At 63.8% G+C, this 14,643-nt stretch carries 11 protein-coding genes; 1 reads left to right on the plus strand and 10 read right to left on the minus strand.

Annotated features, from left to right (window positions below):
* Positions 1-233: 233 nt before the first annotated feature.
* The 9 genes from RBA40_RS20770 to queA form a co-directional block, all read right to left on the minus strand.
* Complete coding sequence (locus tag RBA40_RS20770) at positions 234-2,585, minus strand: GH36-type glycosyl hydrolase domain-containing protein (RefSeq protein ID WP_306649648.1); 2,352 nt, start codon at positions 2,583-2,585, stop codon at positions 234-236.
* A gap of 21 nt (positions 2,586-2,606) precedes the next feature.
* A complete protein-coding gene (locus tag RBA40_RS20775) occupies positions 2,607-3,965 on the minus strand; it encodes an MFS transporter (RefSeq protein ID WP_306649649.1) in 1,359 nt (452 codons plus the stop codon).
* A 199-nt stretch (positions 3,966-4,164) separates the two neighbouring features.
* Complete coding sequence (locus RBA40_RS20780) at positions 4,165-4,779, minus strand: glutathione S-transferase family protein (RefSeq protein ID WP_306649650.1); 615 nt, start codon at positions 4,777-4,779, stop codon at positions 4,165-4,167.
* A gap of 62 nt (positions 4,780-4,841) precedes the next feature.
* On the minus strand, positions 4,842-5,534 hold the full coding sequence (locus RBA40_RS20785) for a helix-turn-helix transcriptional regulator (RefSeq protein WP_306649651.1): 693 nt from the start codon (positions 5,532-5,534) through the stop codon (positions 4,842-4,844).
* A gap of 122 nt (positions 5,535-5,656) precedes the next feature.
* The gene (gene secF / locus RBA40_RS20790) at positions 5,657-6,676 is read right to left on the minus strand and encodes a protein translocase subunit SecF (protein ID WP_306649652.1); all 1,020 of its coding nucleotides are present in this window, start codon (positions 6,674-6,676) and stop codon (positions 5,657-5,659) included.
* A 24-nt stretch (positions 6,677-6,700) separates the two neighbouring features.
* The gene (secD, locus tag RBA40_RS20795; RefSeq protein ID WP_306649653.1) at positions 6,701-8,578 is read right to left on the minus strand and encodes a protein translocase subunit SecD; all 1,878 of its coding nucleotides are present in this window, start codon (positions 8,576-8,578) and stop codon (positions 6,701-6,703) included.
* A gap of 55 nt (positions 8,579-8,633) precedes the next feature.
* Positions 8,634-8,969: a preprotein translocase subunit YajC gene (yajC, locus tag RBA40_RS20800; RefSeq protein WP_306628306.1), complete on the minus strand. Its 336-nt coding sequence runs from the start codon at positions 8,967-8,969 to the stop codon at positions 8,634-8,636.
* 227 nt (positions 8,970-9,196) lie between these two features.
* Positions 9,197-10,336 (minus strand): tRNA guanosine(34) transglycosylase Tgt, encoded by a 1,140-nt coding sequence (gene tgt, locus RBA40_RS20805; protein WP_054265073.1) that lies wholly within the window; start codon positions 10,334-10,336, stop codon positions 9,197-9,199.
* A 12-nt stretch (positions 10,337-10,348) separates the two neighbouring features.
* Positions 10,349-11,371: a tRNA preQ1(34) S-adenosylmethionine ribosyltransferase-isomerase QueA gene (gene queA, locus RBA40_RS20810; protein ID WP_306649654.1), complete on the minus strand. Its 1,023-nt coding sequence runs from the start codon at positions 11,369-11,371 to the stop codon at positions 10,349-10,351.
* Between the two features lie 104 nt (positions 11,372-11,475).
* Here queA and recG point away from each other — a divergent pair, with 104 nt between their 5' ends.
* Positions 11,476-13,527 (plus strand): ATP-dependent DNA helicase RecG, encoded by a 2,052-nt coding sequence (gene recG, locus RBA40_RS20815; RefSeq protein WP_306649655.1) that lies wholly within the window; start codon positions 11,476-11,478, stop codon positions 13,525-13,527.
* 129 nt (positions 13,528-13,656) lie between these two features.
* Here the strand turns inward: recG and RBA40_RS20820 are convergent, their stop codons facing one another.
* Positions 13,657-14,640 carry a Gfo/Idh/MocA family protein gene (locus RBA40_RS20820; protein ID WP_306649656.1) on the minus strand — a complete coding sequence of 328 codons (984 nt, stop codon included), beginning with the start codon at positions 14,638-14,640 and terminating at the stop codon, positions 13,657-13,659.
* Between the last annotated feature and the right edge of the window lie 3 nt (positions 14,641-14,643).

Genomic DNA, 14,643 nt, shown 5'->3' on the forward strand with positions numbered 1-14,643 from the left:
CATCGGCGCACGCCTCTCTCTTTCCACCCGCCCGTTCCACCCGCACCTTTGCACCCGCACCTTTGCACCCGCACCTTTCCACCGTCGTACCCGCGCAGGCGGGTACCCAAGGTTTCGTTGGTCCGCATGGAACTTGGGTACCCGCCGAGTGCCGCCTTGGCGCGGGTACGACGGGTAATCGGGGGAGCCGGGGAGCGGGTGAGCGGGCAATCGGATGCTCAGGTACAACGGGGTCAAGGCACAAATACATCCAGCCGATACTCCTCCCCCGCCACGATCCCCGTCATGCGCGCCTCCGCTAAAAATTTACCCTCATACCTGACCATCACGCCCTTCACATCCGCGCGCTCGACGTGCACGACAAAGCGCGCCCCGCGAAACTCGCGCTCCACATCCATGCGCTGCCACGCCGCCGGCATCTGCGGATTGATCGTCAAGCCGTCGGCATCGCCTTTCAAACCGCACAAGCCCTCCACAATGCAGCGGTACACCCACGACACGGTTCCTGTATTGAACAACTGGCTCGACCTGCCCGCCGTGCGCGGATACTCGCGGTGCGCGCCCCGGTAGTAATTGGGAATGAACACCGGCAGCTGCCCGCGCTGCAGATAATCGGCATCATCCGGCCCCGGAATCATCTGGCGCAGCAGCATATGCGCGCGCTCGGACTCGCCGATGCTGTACAAGCTGAAAATGTAAAAAATCGCCGCGTGGTTGTACACCGCGCCATTTTCCGCCGACCCCGGATGCTTCTGCGTCACGCGCCCGACATCGTCGCGCATGGCGCTGTACGGCGGCGCGAACATCGTCACGCCGTAGGGCGAATACAGCTGGCGCTCGACTTCGGCCAGCATGCTGGCCGTCTGCACGCCATCGGCCGCCCCGCTCAGGATCGACCACGCCTGCGGATTGAGGTAGATGCGCCCTTCCGCATCCGTGCTCACGCCGAACGCCACGTCGTCATCGGTGATGCCGCGCGCGAACCAGGCGCCATCCCACAGATGGGCGTTGGCCGCCGCATTCATCGCCGCCGCCCCAGCGCGGAAGTGCTGCGCCTGGCCGGCCTCGCCGTATTGCTCGCACACCCCAGCCCACAGCTTGAGCGCATACGCCGCCGCCACCGTCAGCCAACCGGACACGCCGCGGCCCTTGTAGCCCACCATGTTCATCGGATCGCACCAGTCGCCCTGCGCGATGAACGACAGGCCGCGATGATCGCGTTCGGCCAGCAACCAGTCCATGGCGCGCCCCACGCGCGCAAACGCGCTCTCGCTGCGCCCGGCCGCATCGACCACGGCTTCGCCCAGCATCGCATAATCGGCCGTCTCGTCGAGGTAAGCCTGCAGGCACACGGGCAGCCACACGCAATGGTCGGTGTGCGGCACCTGGTTGATGTACTTGAGCTCCGCGCCCGCCGCCAGCAGGATCCCGTCGGGCATCGCGCCGGAGGCTTCCTGCTGGCTGAGCGCATGCAGGAAGGCGGCGCGCATCACGGACGGACGCACATAGCTCATGCCCATATTGTCCTGCAGGTAGTTGCGCGTCTGCGGGTCGGTGGTGAGGCGGTTCACGTCGCCGTGGTAGAACACCTGGCGCGGCAGCCAGTGGTTGACGAAATTGTCCAGTTCCTTGTCGGGCGTGGAGATGCGCGCGCAACCGCGCCCGCCGGCCACGTAAGCCTGCGCCTGCGCGGCGGCACGGGCAAAGCCCGCTTCGCTCAGCCAGCTGCTGCGCAGTTCCGCGATCTCGGCGTCGTCGAACGCGGGGCCGAACAGGAAGCGCTGCGTGCTGGCCGCGCCGCCCTCCAGCGCCAGCTGGTAGCGCACCACCGCGGCCGGGGTCTCGTAGCGCGCGTCGCCATTGGCGAGTGCGCCTCCCTGCAGGGCCGACGGGTTATGCAAACCGCCCTCCCCTTCAAAGGCGGCCTGGTTGGCCTCCCACGAATCGGGCGCCTGCTCGCACAGGAAGAAGGTCTTGTCCTTGAAGTCCTTGTTCTTGAAGTAGTCCGCCACCTTCTGATACGGCGTGACGCTGCTGGCGACGATGCCGCGCAGGTCGGCGCGGTACTCGGCCGCCTGGTTCATCCACGACATGTACCCGATCGGGAAGTAGGGCGTCACGCTGATCCTGCGCGGGCGCCCGGACAGATTGGTGACCCGCAGCGACCACAGTTCGACCACCGCGTCCGACGCCAGGCAAAGGCGCAGGTCGATGCCGATGCCGAGGTGTTCGACATGCCACGCCAGGTCGCTCTGGCCGACCGAAAAGCTGAAGCGGTCCAGCGCTGCGCGTACCGGCTCGTAGGGAGCGGAAAACAGTTCGCCCGTGTCTTCGTCCTTCACATAAAAGAAGCGGCCCGGATGATGCGCAAAATAGGCCTGCTCCGGCTGCATGAAGGACTTCGCTTCCATGTTCGGCGCGTGCGCGTACTTGGCCGGCTCCGGCTGCATGAACTGGGCCACCGCGTAGCCGCGGCAGGTCACCTGGATCATCATCTTGCGGTTCCACAGGAAGCCGGCGGCGTGCGGCATCGCGGTCGGGCTGCTCAATTCGTAGCGGGCACCGTCGTCGGTGGGGCGTAACATAAAACGTCTCCGGAAAAAGCGTTACAGCGGCGCCTTGCGCGCCATCAGGTCGGCCTGGATCTGCCGCAGTTTGTGGCTGTCGAGGTTATAGAAAAACATGACCGCCACCGCGAGCAGGGCGAACAAGGCGGGAATGACGGACATCAGCCAGATGATGCCGGCTTGCGAGCCGCCCGACTGGGCCGCGTTGGGCACGTAGCCGAGCACCGTGAAGACCGCGCCGATCACGCCCACCGCCAGCGCCGTGCCCAGTTTTTGCGAGAACGTGGCCGCGGCGAAGGTCATCGCGGTGGCGCGCCGGCCATTGCGCCACTCGTTGTAGTCGGCCGTGTCGGCATACATCGAAAACGCCAGCGGCGACTTCGGCCCCAGCACCAGGCCAAGGGCGATCTGCAGCGCGTACATCACGCCGATCTGGGTAGCGTCGACGAAGAAGAACGCCGCGGAGAACAGCGCGGTCAGCGACATCAGCACCATCATCAGGGTTTTCTTGTCGACGAAGCGCGTCATCAGCGGCGTGAGGGCGGCGCCGGCGGCAGCGGCGGCCATGTAGGCCGGCAGGAAGGACTTGAGCAGGTCGGGGCGCTCCACCACGTACTTGAAGTAGTAGGCGGCCGTGGTGGTGCGCAGGGTGATCGACACCATGATGATCAGCGCCAGGAAAAACAGCACCATCCACGGGCGGTTGCCGGCCAGGTCGCGGATGTCGTCGCGCACGCGCGTTTTTTGCCGGGGCGGCGGCGCGATGCGTTCGCGCGTATTGAAAAAGGTAACCACGAACAGCAGCGAGGCGAGCACGCCCCAGGCAAGCGTGGTCAGCTGCCAGCCGCGCCGGGTCGCGTCCATGCCCTCGCCTGCTCCCAGCAGGCCCACCATGCCCGGCGTGGCGGCGGTCACCAGCATGCTGCCGGCGAAGGCGAAGATGAAGCGCAGGCCGTTGATGGCGGAGCGCTCCTGCGGCTCGGCCGACATCACGCCGGACAAGGCGTTGTAGGGGATGTTGATGCAGGTGTAGCACACCATCATGAGCAGATAGGTGCCGTAGGCCCAGGCCAGCTTGCCGTTCTCGCCCAGGTCCGGCGTGGTGTAGGTCAGCACGCCGGCGCCGGCCAGCGGCAGCGCCATCCAGACCAGATAGGGGCGGAACTTGCCAAAGCGGGTACTGGTGCGGTCGGCCACGGCGCCGATCAGGGGATCGGTGAACGCGTTGACAATCTTAATGACGAACATCATCGAGGCGGCAGAGGCGGCCGAGATGCCGTACACATCCGTGTAGAACATCATCAGGAAGGTCGCGATATTGGCCCAATAGAAATTGAAGCCCATATCGGCCAGGCCATAACTGATCTTTTCACGCCACGGCAGCGGTGTTGCACTCAACGGGGGCTCTCCTCGATGGACGGCGACCGTGGTACGGCACCGAATCCTATGTTAGCGCTAACATAACAGCACCAAGTATGCCCACCCCGCCCATGAGTGTCAATGGAAAGTTCCCAACCGGGGTCAGAGCTTTAACTAGAAAGATTTCCAGTTAAAGCTCTGACCCCGGTTGTAGGCCGATTCGCTGCCGGCCGAGGCGTTATCCGGCTTCGGTGTTTTTCCAGAGGTCGAGCTGGCGCAGGCGGTCGAACCAGCGCATCAGGTGGACGAAGTCGCCCAGCGGCAGCCGGGCTTGGTCCAGGTACATCAGGGGCGCGACGACGGCGATGTCGGCCAGGCTCAGCGCCTCGCCCACCAGCCAGTCGCGCTGCGCCAGGTGGCCGTCGAGCACGGCGCCGAGCCTGCGCAGCTCGCCTTCGGCACGTGCCACCTCGGCCGGGTCGGCATCGCCCATGCCGATCATGCCCTTCCACAGGTTCTCGAACGACAGGATGCTGACCGTCTCGGCGAAATGCTGGCTGCCCCAGAACAGCCAGCGGTTGACGTCGGCCCGTACCCGCGCATCGTGCGGATACAACTGCTGGCCCGGCGTGATGTCGCACAGGTATTGCATGATGGCGCACGATTCCCACAGCAGGAAGTCGCCATCCTGCAGCACCGGCAGCTTGCCGTTCGGGTTGATTTCGTGCAGGCGCGTGCGGTCGCCTTCGCTCATCAGGTCGACATTGACGATGTCCAGCGGTAGGCCCAGCTGCTCGGCGGCCATCAGCACCCGGCGTGCGTTCGATGACAGGGAGTTATGAAACAGGCGCATGATGCAGCTCCGTGGAAAGTTGTTGGAGCGACCATGATAGAAGCGACCCGCGTCAGTTTCTGTCAGGAGTCGTCGCTCATGCACATTTCGGCGCGCCAGCGCTTGATGAGCTCGCGCCGCTGTTCCGGATAGCACTCGCCGCTTGAAGCCGCACTGACGATGCGGTCGATGCGGAAGTGGCGGTTGGCGCCGCGCAGCTCGCACCAGGCGGCCAGCACGCGCGCGCCCTCGAAAAAGGCCAGCGCGAATGGCCACACGGTGCGCTCGGTCGCCACGCCGCCGGCGTCGCGGTAGCCGATGCGCAGCTTGTGCTGGTCGCGGATCGCTTCGCGCGCGGGGCGCACGAAGGCGGTCGTCTCGGGCGCGCCTGGCCCGACCGGCACCCACAGGCTGGTCTCGGCGATGCAGTCGCGCAGGTCCTTCGGCGTGGACGTGGCGATCTTGGCCAGCGCGTTCGATGCCGCCTCGGCCAGCGCCTCGTCGCCCTGACGCCGCACCCAGCGCGCACCCAGTACCAACGCTTCGAGTTCGTCGGTGGAAAACATCAGCGGCGGCAGGAACAGGCCGGCGCGCATCATGTAGCCGACGCCGGCCTCGCCCACGACCGGCGCACCCAGCTCCGACAAGGTCTGGATGTCGCGGTAGATGGTGCGTTCGGAGACGCCGAGGCGCTCGGCCAGCACGGCGGCCGTGACGGGCCGGCGGTGTCCGCGCAGGGCGTCGAGCAGCAGGAACAGGCGGTTGGTGCGGCTCATGGCGGCGGGTGGGCGTGAATCATGCGGGTTGGCGGCAAGGTGAAGGATCAAACAGCGCAGCCATGAAAAATGCCGCGCAGCGTGAGCCGGGCGGCATTGTTCAGGGAGCGGCGGGACTGCGCTTAAACGACGGCGCCGTCCGTTTCATCCTTTTCCTTGATCGGCTTGATCAAGTCTTCGCGCTTCACGCCCAGCCACATGGCAATGGCGGCAGCAACGAACACCGACGAGTAGATACCGAACAAAATACCGATGGTCAGCGCCACGGCGAAGTAGTGCAGCGTCGCGCCGCCCAGCAGCAGCATCGACAGCACCATCATCTGGGTACAGCCGTGCGTGATGATCGTACGCGAGATGGTGCTGGTGATGGCGTTGTCGATCACTTCCTCGACACTGGCCTTGCGCTGCTTGCGGAAGTTTTCGCGGATCCGGTCGAAAATAACCACCGATTCATTGACCGAGTAACCCAGCACCGCCAGCACCCCCGCCAGCACCGCCAGCGAGAATTCCCACTGGAAGAAGGCGAAGAAGCCGAGGATGATGACCACGTCGTGCAAGTTGGCGATGATGGCCGAGACGGCGTACTTCCACTCGAAACGGATGGCAAGGTAGACCACCACGAACAGCACCACCATGAGCAGCGCGCTAATGCCGTTGTGGGCCAGTTCGTCCCCCACCTGCGGACCGACGAATTCGACCTTCTGGAGACTGAGCACGTCGGCGCCGGCCGGCGAGTGGCAGACATCCTTGGCCACGCTCTGGCCCTTGACCACGGTATCGATCCTGGTGACTGCGCCGCCTTCGGATTTGCACAGCGCGCCGAACACCACTTGCGAACCGGTCGCACCGGCCACCGTCTTGATGATCGGCAGGCGCAGCATGACTTCCTGCGCGGTGCCGAAGCTGGAGACTTCAGGCTGCTCGTAACCGAGCTTGATCAAGTCCGTGCGGATCTTCTCCTGGTTGGCGGCGGCCGGGTACTTAAGCTCCATCACCGTACCGCCCTTGAATTCGACCGACAGGTGCAAGCCCCTGGTCACAAGGAAAAACACGGCTGCCACGAAGGTCAGCGCCGACACCACGTTGAAAATCAACGCGTGGCGCATGAAGGGAATATCTTTCTTGATGCGGAAAAATTCCATCTTGAGTCCTGTTGTAGTAAGTGCTTATTGTTTCGTGACCGACAGGCCAGGAGTCCAGACGGTACCGATCGAGACTTTGTTGAGCTTTTTGGTGCGGCCGTACCAGAGATTGACCACGCCGCGCGAGACGAACACGGACGAGAACATCGAGGTCAAAATACCCAGGCAGTGAACCACGGCGAAGCCGCGCACCGGACCGGAACCGAACACCAGCAGCGCGATACCGACGATCAGGGTGGTCACGTTGGAGTCCAAAATGGTGGCCCAGGCGCGGTCGAAGCCGGCGGCGATCGCCTTTTGCGGCGTCTCGCCGGCGCGCAGCTCCTCGCGGATACGCTCGTTAATGAGCACGTTGGCGTCAATTGCCATACCCAGCGCCAGCGCGATCGCGGCAATGCCCGGCAAGGTCAGGGTGACCTGCATCCACGACAGAATCGCCAGCAGGAACAGCAGGTTCGAGGCCAGCGCGATCACGCTGAAAAAGCCGAACATGTGGTAGTAGAGGATCATGAAAACGGCGATCGCGGCGAAGCCGTACACGGTCGAGTACAGGCCCTTGGCAATGTTCTCGGCGCCCAGTTGCGGGCCGATCACGCGTTCTTCGATGATTTCCATCGGCGCCGACAAGGCGCCGGAGCGCAGCAGCAGCGCCAGTTCGTTAGCCTTTTCCGGGGTGCCCATGCCGGTGATCTGGAAGCGGCTGCCCAGTTCACTGTTGATGACCGGCGCCGACAGCACGTTGTATTTGCCTTTTTCCTTGAGCAGGATGGCCATGCGCTTGCCGACGCGGTCGCGCGTGGCTTCGCGCATCTTGCGTCCACCGTCGCCATTGAGATCCAGGCTCACGGCAGGCTGATTGTTCTGGTCCATGGTGCCGATGGCGCTGGAGATGTAGTCGCCGGTGAGGATGATGTCCTTTAACAGCACGATCGGACGGCCCGTCTCGTCGGTGAACAGTTCGGACGTGAGCGGAATGCTGGCGGCCGATTCCGTGCCCGGCACCACGGTATCGTCGACCATGCGCATTTCGAGCGTCGCGGTGCGGCCGATGATATCCTTGGCGCGCGCCACGTCCTGCACACCGGGCAGCTGCACCACGATGCGGTCGCGGCCCTGCTGCTGGATGATCGGCTCGGACACGCCCAGTTCATTGACACGCTTGGACAGGGTCGAGATATTCTGCGTGACGCCTTCTGCGATGGTCTTCTGGAGCGCTTCCAGCTTGAGCGTAACGACCAGTTTCAGGCCGTTGGCATCCGCCGCGTCGGTCAACAGCAGGTCGTTCATTTCCTTGCCAATGATCTGGCGCGCCCGGGCGCGGGTGGCGGCATCGGCAAAGCGCACTTCGATGGCCTGGCCCACGCGCTCGATGCCGGTATGGCGGGCATCTTCCTTGTCGCGCAGCTGGCTGCGCACACTCTGCTGGATGCCCTTGATCTTGGTTTCGGTGGTTGCAGCTACGTCAACCTGCATCAGGAAGTGCACGCCGCCGCGCAAGTCCAGGCCCAGGTTCATCGGCAGCGCGCGCAGCGCCTGCATCCACTGCGGCGTGTTCTTCACCAGGTTGACGGTGACGATGTAATCCGGTTCGGCAGGGTTGCGGTTCAGGGCGCGTTCAAGCGCCAGCTTGGCCTTGAACTGGGCGTCGGTGGTGGCGAAACGCGCACGCACCGACGTACTGTTTTCATTCCCGTCCAGGGTCACGCCCTCGTGCGCGATGCCGACGGCCTTGAGGGCCGCTTCGACCTGTTCGCTCGTGGTGCTGGTGATCTTGAGGATCGAACTGCCCGTCGTCACCTGCAGCGCGGGCGATTCGACGAAGTAGTTGGGCGCCGTGTACAAGGCCCCCAGCAACAGCGCAATGACGATGAGAATGTATTTCCAGACGGGATAGCGATTCATAGTGTTCCAGCGTTCAATGTTGAGCAGGCAGGCGGCGCAGCGCCGCCCATCAGGCTTACAGGGACTTCATCGTGCCGATTGGCAACATCGTGGTGATCGAATTCTTTTGTACGACGATGTGGGTATTGCTCGCCACCTCGATGGTCACGTAGCTGTCGTTGACCTTGATGACTTTGCCCAGGATGCCGCCGGCGGTGACGACTTCGTCGCCCTTGGCGAGCGCGTCCATCATGGATTTCTGCTCTTTCGCGCGTTTTTGCTGCGGGCGGATCATCAGGAAATACATGACCACGAACATCAGAATCAGCGGCAGGAAGGTGGACATATTGCCCATCAAACTGGTATCGGCGGCAGCGGGAGCGGCTTGCGCGTAGGCGTTGGAAATAAACACGGGGACTCCGATATTGAGGTTAGTTTCGTTAAAAAATCAGCGCTGTATTCTAGCACCGGAGGCTGCGGACAAACCAATTCGACTTATTTGGCTGCCATCTTCATTTTTGCAAGCGGCCGAAAGTTATTTAATTTTCAACGGCCACGGGCGGCGTTGCCAATTTCCCCCATGTTTCCTAACCGGGGACTGACCCCGGTTAGGCAATTAGTGCCGACGGTGCAACTGGTTCAGACGCCCCGGGCTCGGCCGGCGTTGAATTCGAGGCGGAAGGCGTGAAAACGGTCGGCGTCGATCGCGTCGCGCATTTCGCTCATCAGCTTCAGGTAGTAGTGCAAATTGTGGATCGTGTTCAGGCGCGCGCCCAGGATTTCCTTGGAGCGGTGCAGGTGGTGCAGGTACGCGCGCGAAAAATTCTTGCAGCAGTAGCAGTCGCAGCTCTCGTCGAGCGGCCCCTGGTCGTCCTTGTAGCGCGCATTCTTGATCTTGACGTCGCCAAAGCGGGTAAACAACCAGCCATTGCGCGCGTTCCGGGTCGGCATCACGCAGTCGAACATGTCGATGCCGTTCGCCACCCCGGCCACCAGGTCTTCCGGCGTGCCCACACCCATCAGATAGTGCGGCTTGTTGGCCGGCAGGCGCGGGCCGACGTGTTCCAGCATGCGCATCATGTCTTCCTTCGGCTCGCCCACCGACAGCCCGCCAATTGCGATGCCCGGGAAGTTGATCTCTTCCAGGCCCGCCAGCGATTCGTCGCGCAGGTTCTCGAACATGCCGCCCTGGACGATGCCGAACAGCGCGTTCGGATTTTCGCCCTGCGTAAATTCGTTCATCGAGCGCTGGGCCCAGCGCAGCGACATGCGCATCGATTGCGCCGCTTCCACCGACGTCGCCGGGCGGCCGTCGATTTCATACGGCGTGCATTCGTCGAACTGCATGACGATGTCGGAGTTGAGCGCGCGCTGGATCTGCATCGAGATCTCGGGCGACAAAAACAGCTTGCTGCCGTCGATCGGCGACGAGAACTTGACGCCCTCCTCCGTGATCTTGCGCATCGCGCCCAGCGAAAACACCTGGAAGCCGCCGGAATCGGTCAGGATCGGCTTGTCCCAGCCCATGAAGCCGTGCAGGCCGCCGAACTTGTTGAGCACTTCGGTACCCGGACGCAGCCACAGGTGGAAGGTGTTCCCCAGGATGATCTGCGAGCCGACCTCCTTCAGTTCGACCGGCGACATCGCCTTGACCGAACCGTAGGTCCCGACCGGCATGAAGATCGGGGTTTCGATGACGCCGTGATTGAGCGTGAGGCGGCCGCGCCGCGCGTGCGACAGGCCGCTGGTGTCGGTCTTGAGAAGTTGAAAGTCGAGCATAGTTTGTCTGGTCTACTTATTGTCGGTCGTGAGCAGCATGGCGTCGCCATAGCTGAAGAAGCGGTACTGGCTGGCGATGGCGTGCGCATAGGCGGCGCGGATGGCATCAAAGCCGGCAAAGGCCGACACCAGCATCAGCAGGGTCGATTTGGGCAGGTGGAAGTTGGTGATCAGGCGCGACACCGTCTTGAAGGTGTAGCCGGGCGTGATGAACAGGGCCGTGTCGGCGCTGCCGGCAAGCAGCTCGCCCGACTGCGACGCCGATTCGAGCGCGCGCAGGCTGGTGGTGCCGACCGCCACCACATCGCGCCCGGCCGCCTTGGCGGCGCGCACCGCGTCCACCGTTTCCTGCGGCACGGTGTACCACTCGGTATGCATCTTGTGATCGGCCAGCGCTTCGACGCGCACCGGCTGGAACGTGCCGGCACCGACGTGCAGGGTGACGTAGGCGAAGTTGACGCCCTTGGCTTTCAGGGCGGCCAGCAGCGCTTCGTCGAAGTGCAGGCCGGCCGTGGGCGCGGCAACCGCGCCCGGCTCGCGCGAGTACACGGTCTGGTAGCGCGTTTCGTCGAATTCGTCGGCATCGTGTTCAATATAAGGCGGCAGCGGCAGGCGCCCGTGCGCTTCGATCAGCTCGAACACGTCGCCATCGAAAACGAGGGTGAAGAATTCGCCGGCGCGCTCGCCCGCGGTGACGTTGAAGGCGTCGGCCAGGCGGATGCGGTTGCCGGGTTTGGGCGACTTGGAGGCGCGCACCTGGGCCAGCACGGTGCGGCTGTCGAGAATGCGCTCGACCAGCACCTCGACGTTGCCGCCGGTTTCCTTGACGCCGAAAAAGCGCGCCTTGAGCACGCGCGTGTCGTTCATCACCAGCAGGTCGCCCGGCGCGAGCAGGCCCACGATGTCGGTGAACTGGCGGTCGACGATGGTCGTCCTGTCCAGGTGCAAGAGACGGGAAGCGCTGCGGTCGGGCAGCGGCGTTTGCGCGATGCGCTCGGCGGGCAGGTCGAAATCGAAGTCGGAGAGCGAGTACATTCTGCTAATTTTGTAAAAAAGAGGGTCAAGAGCCGTACAATAAGGGCTCACGCGTGCAGGGCAACCCTCTATTTTACCCCCTTACGCACTGAAGTTGCTTCAATATGCCGCCGACCAAACCGAAAACACCACCGAAAACCAACGAAAGCAAGCTCGCCAAGCTGGGCCTGCACACCGACATGGACCTGGTGCTGCACCTGCCCATGCGCTACGAGGACGAAACCTGCGTGGTGTCGATCCGCGAAGCCTGCCTGCGCGGCGGCCATGTGTCGCAGGTCGAGGGGGTGGTCACGAAAAACGAGATCAGCTTGCGCCCGCGGCGCCAGCTGCTCGTCACCATCGCCGACGAGAGCGGCGACCTGCTGCTGCGCTTCATGAATTTTTACGGCAGCCAGGTCAAGCAGCTGGCCGAAGGCACGCGGGTGCGCGCCCGGGCGGAACTCAAGCATGGCTTTTTTGGGGCCGAGATGGTGCACCCGGCCTATAAAGTCATCAACGAAGGCGCGCCGCTGCCGACCGTGCTCACACCCGTGTATCCGTCGGGCGAAGGCTTGTCGCAGGCGATTTTGCGGCGCGCGATTGCGGACGCGATGAAGCGCATCGACTGGCGCGACACCTTGCCGCCGTCGCTGCGCGAGGAAATGAACCTGACCGACTTCGAGCCGTCGGTGCGGCTGCTGCACTATCCGCCGCAGGAAATCGACGCCCATTCGCTGGTCGAGCGCTCGCACCCGGCCTGGATCCGCATGAAGTTCGACGAACTGCTGGCGCAGCAGCTCTCGCTCAAACGCGCGCAGCGGGCACGCCGCGTCAAGGGCGCGCCGGTCCTCAAAGCGATCGGCACCCTGTCGGAAGCGTTTTTGGGGCAGCTGCCGTTCAAGCTGACCGGCGCGCAGCAGCGCGTGCTCAAGGAAATCCGCGCCGACCTGAAAAACGGTTATCCGATGCAGCGCCTGCTGCAGGGGGATGTAGGCAGCGGCAAGACGGTGGTGTCGGCGCTGGCCGCGGCGCAAGCCATCGACAGCGGCTACCAGGCGGCCCTGATGGCGCCCACCGAAATCCTGGCCGACCAGCACTTCCGCAAGATCGCCGGGTGGATGGAACCGCTCGGCGTGAAGGTGGCGTGGCTCACCGGCAGCCTGAAAAAAAAGGACAAGCTGGCCGCCACGGCGATGGTGGAGTCGGGCGAGGCGCAGCTGGTGATCGGCACGCATGCGCTTATCCAGGACTCGGTGCAGTTCGCGAAACTAGGGCTCGTGATCGTCGACGAGCAGCACCGCTTCGGCGTCGGCCAGCGCCTCACCTTGCGCAACAAGGGAAGCGACGGAAAGACGCCGCACCAGTTGATGATGTCGGCCACGCCGATTCCACGCACCCTGGCGATGACCTATTACGCCGACCTCGAAGTGTCGATCATCGATGAACTGCCGCCGGGGCGCAGCCCGATCGTCACGCGCGCGATCGACCAGAACCGGCGCGATGAAGTGATCGAACGGGTGCACGCGGCCGCGCTGGAGGGACGCCAGATTTACTGGGTCTGTCCGCTGATCGAGGAATCCGAGGCGCTGCAATTGCAGACCGCGACCGATACGCATGCGATGCTGGCCGAAGCGCTGCCCGATTTGCAGGTGGGGCTGGTGCACGGGCGTTTAAAGCCGGCCGAGAAGCAGGAGGTGATGGATGCGTTCACCGCCAACGAGGTTCAGGTACTGGTGGCCACCACCGTCATCGAGGTGGGGGTGGACGTGCCGAATGCCTCGCTGATGGTGATCGAGCACGCGGAGCGGTTTGGCTTGTCGCAGCTGCACCAGCTGCGCGGACGGGTGGGACGCGGGTCGGCCGCCAGCGTGTGCCTGCTGCTGTATCAGAGCCCGCTGGGGCCGATCGCCAAGCAGCGTTTGATGACAATGCGCGAGACCACCGACGGCTTCGAAATCGCGCGCCGGGATCTGGAGATTCGCGGACCGGGCGAGTTTTTAGGGGCGCGCCAGTCGGGGCAGGCGATGCTCAGGTTCGCCGATCTGGAAACCGACCAGTGGCTGGTGGAACAGGCGCGCGACGTGGCGCACAATCTGATTCATGAGGCGGTGGACGATGTGGTGGAGGCGCATCTGGCGCGCTGGCTGGGTGGTAAGGAGGAGTTCTTGAAGGTGTAGATTCCATCTTTCACGCTAGCCTAAAAACCGTCTTTCCCGCGCAGGCGGGAACCCATAGCACCCGTGATAAGCGAAGATGCTATAGGTTCCCGCCTTCGCGGGAACGACGGAGGATATCGGAACGGCGTGTTAGCGGTCCGCCGAATACCGCAGCCCGATCTGCCCGCGGATCGTATCGAGCACTCCCATCAGATGCAGCGTCTCGTCGAGCGGCATTCCCGGACTCTCCAGCAATCCCTCTTTCAAGCAACGCCCCACTTCCATCGCCTCGTGCACATACCCGTTGCCAAGATAAGGCGTAGCAATCGTGCGCGCCCCGTCAAGCGTGGTCACGGTCACCGATTGCGCCCGGTGGAACATGGTATCCATCCGCACCTGTCCCAGGCTGCCGGACACGGTCAGCTCCGCCGGCGTGCGCGCCCTGAGCGAGCAGCTGCACACCGACATGCCGCCACCTTCATGCTTCATGGTGAAGCCGGTCTGGATATCGACCCCGGTCTCGCCCATCAGCGCCATGGCCTGCACATCGGCCACCGGCCCAAGCAGCGCGGCCGCGATCGACAGCGGATAAATCCCCAGGTCGAGCAGCCCGCCGCCACCGAGTTCCGGATTATTCAATCGGTGCAAGGGGTCCTGCGTGCCCGCGAATCCGAAATCGGCCGTCACCTGGTGCACCGTGCCGATTTCGCCGGATGCGATGATGCGCCGCACTTCGGCCAGCGCCGGCATGAAGCGCGTCCACATTGCCTCCATCAGGAACAGCTTCTTTTCGCGCGCCAGCGCCACGATTTCTTCAGCCTCGCGCCGGTTCATGGTGAAGGGTTTCTCGCACAGCACGCCCTTGCCGCCATGGAGCGCCATGACGGCATTTTCGACGTGCATCGGGTGCGGCGTGCCGATGTAGACGACATCGATGTCGTCAGCATCGGCCAGCGCCTGATACGAACCGTAGCAAGCTAGCGCGCCGAATTCGGCGCCGAAGGCCTGCGCGCCTTCCAGGCTGCGCGAGGCCACGCCGGCCAGCACCGCGCCCGGCGTGTCGCGCAAGGCCGTCGCAAACGCGCGCGCGATCTTGCCCGTGCCCAGAATTCCCCAACGAACCGCTTCAGTCATATT

Origin of the sequence: Massilia pseudoviolaceinigra (assembly GCF_030846505.1) — a bacterium.
GTDB lineage: Bacteria > Pseudomonadota > Gammaproteobacteria > Burkholderiales > Burkholderiaceae_D > Telluria_A > Telluria_A violaceinigra.

Excerpts from the sequence above, each read along its gene's own strand:
- RBA40_RS20770 (WP_306649648.1), bottom strand. The coding sequence starts at position 2,585 with ATGTTACGCCCCACCGACGACGGTGCCCGCTACGAATTGAGCAGCCCG.
- RBA40_RS20780 (WP_306649650.1), bottom strand. The coding sequence starts at position 4,779 with ATGCGCCTGTTTCATAACTCCCTGTCATCGAACGCACGCCGGGTGCTG.
- RBA40_RS20785 (WP_306649651.1), bottom strand. The coding sequence starts at position 5,534 with ATGAGCCGCACCAACCGCCTGTTCCTGCTGCTCGACGCCCTGCGCGGA.
- secF (WP_306649652.1), bottom strand. The coding sequence starts at position 6,676 with ATGGAATTTTTCCGCATCAAGAAAGATATTCCCTTCATGCGCCACGCG.
- secD (WP_306649653.1), bottom strand. The coding sequence starts at position 8,578 with ATGAATCGCTATCCCGTCTGGAAATACATTCTCATCGTCATTGCGCTG.
- tgt (WP_054265073.1), bottom strand. The coding sequence starts at position 10,336 with ATGCTCGACTTTCAACTTCTCAAGACCGACACCAGCGGCCTGTCGCAC.
- queA (WP_306649654.1), bottom strand. The coding sequence starts at position 11,371 with ATGTACTCGCTCTCCGACTTCGATTTCGACCTGCCCGCCGAGCGCATC.
- recG (WP_306649655.1), top strand. The coding sequence starts at position 11,476 with ATGCCGCCGACCAAACCGAAAACACCACCGAAAACCAACGAAAGCAAG.
- RBA40_RS20820 (WP_306649656.1), bottom strand. The coding sequence starts at position 14,640 with ATGACTGAAGCGGTTCGTTGGGGAATTCTGGGCACGGGCAAGATCGCG.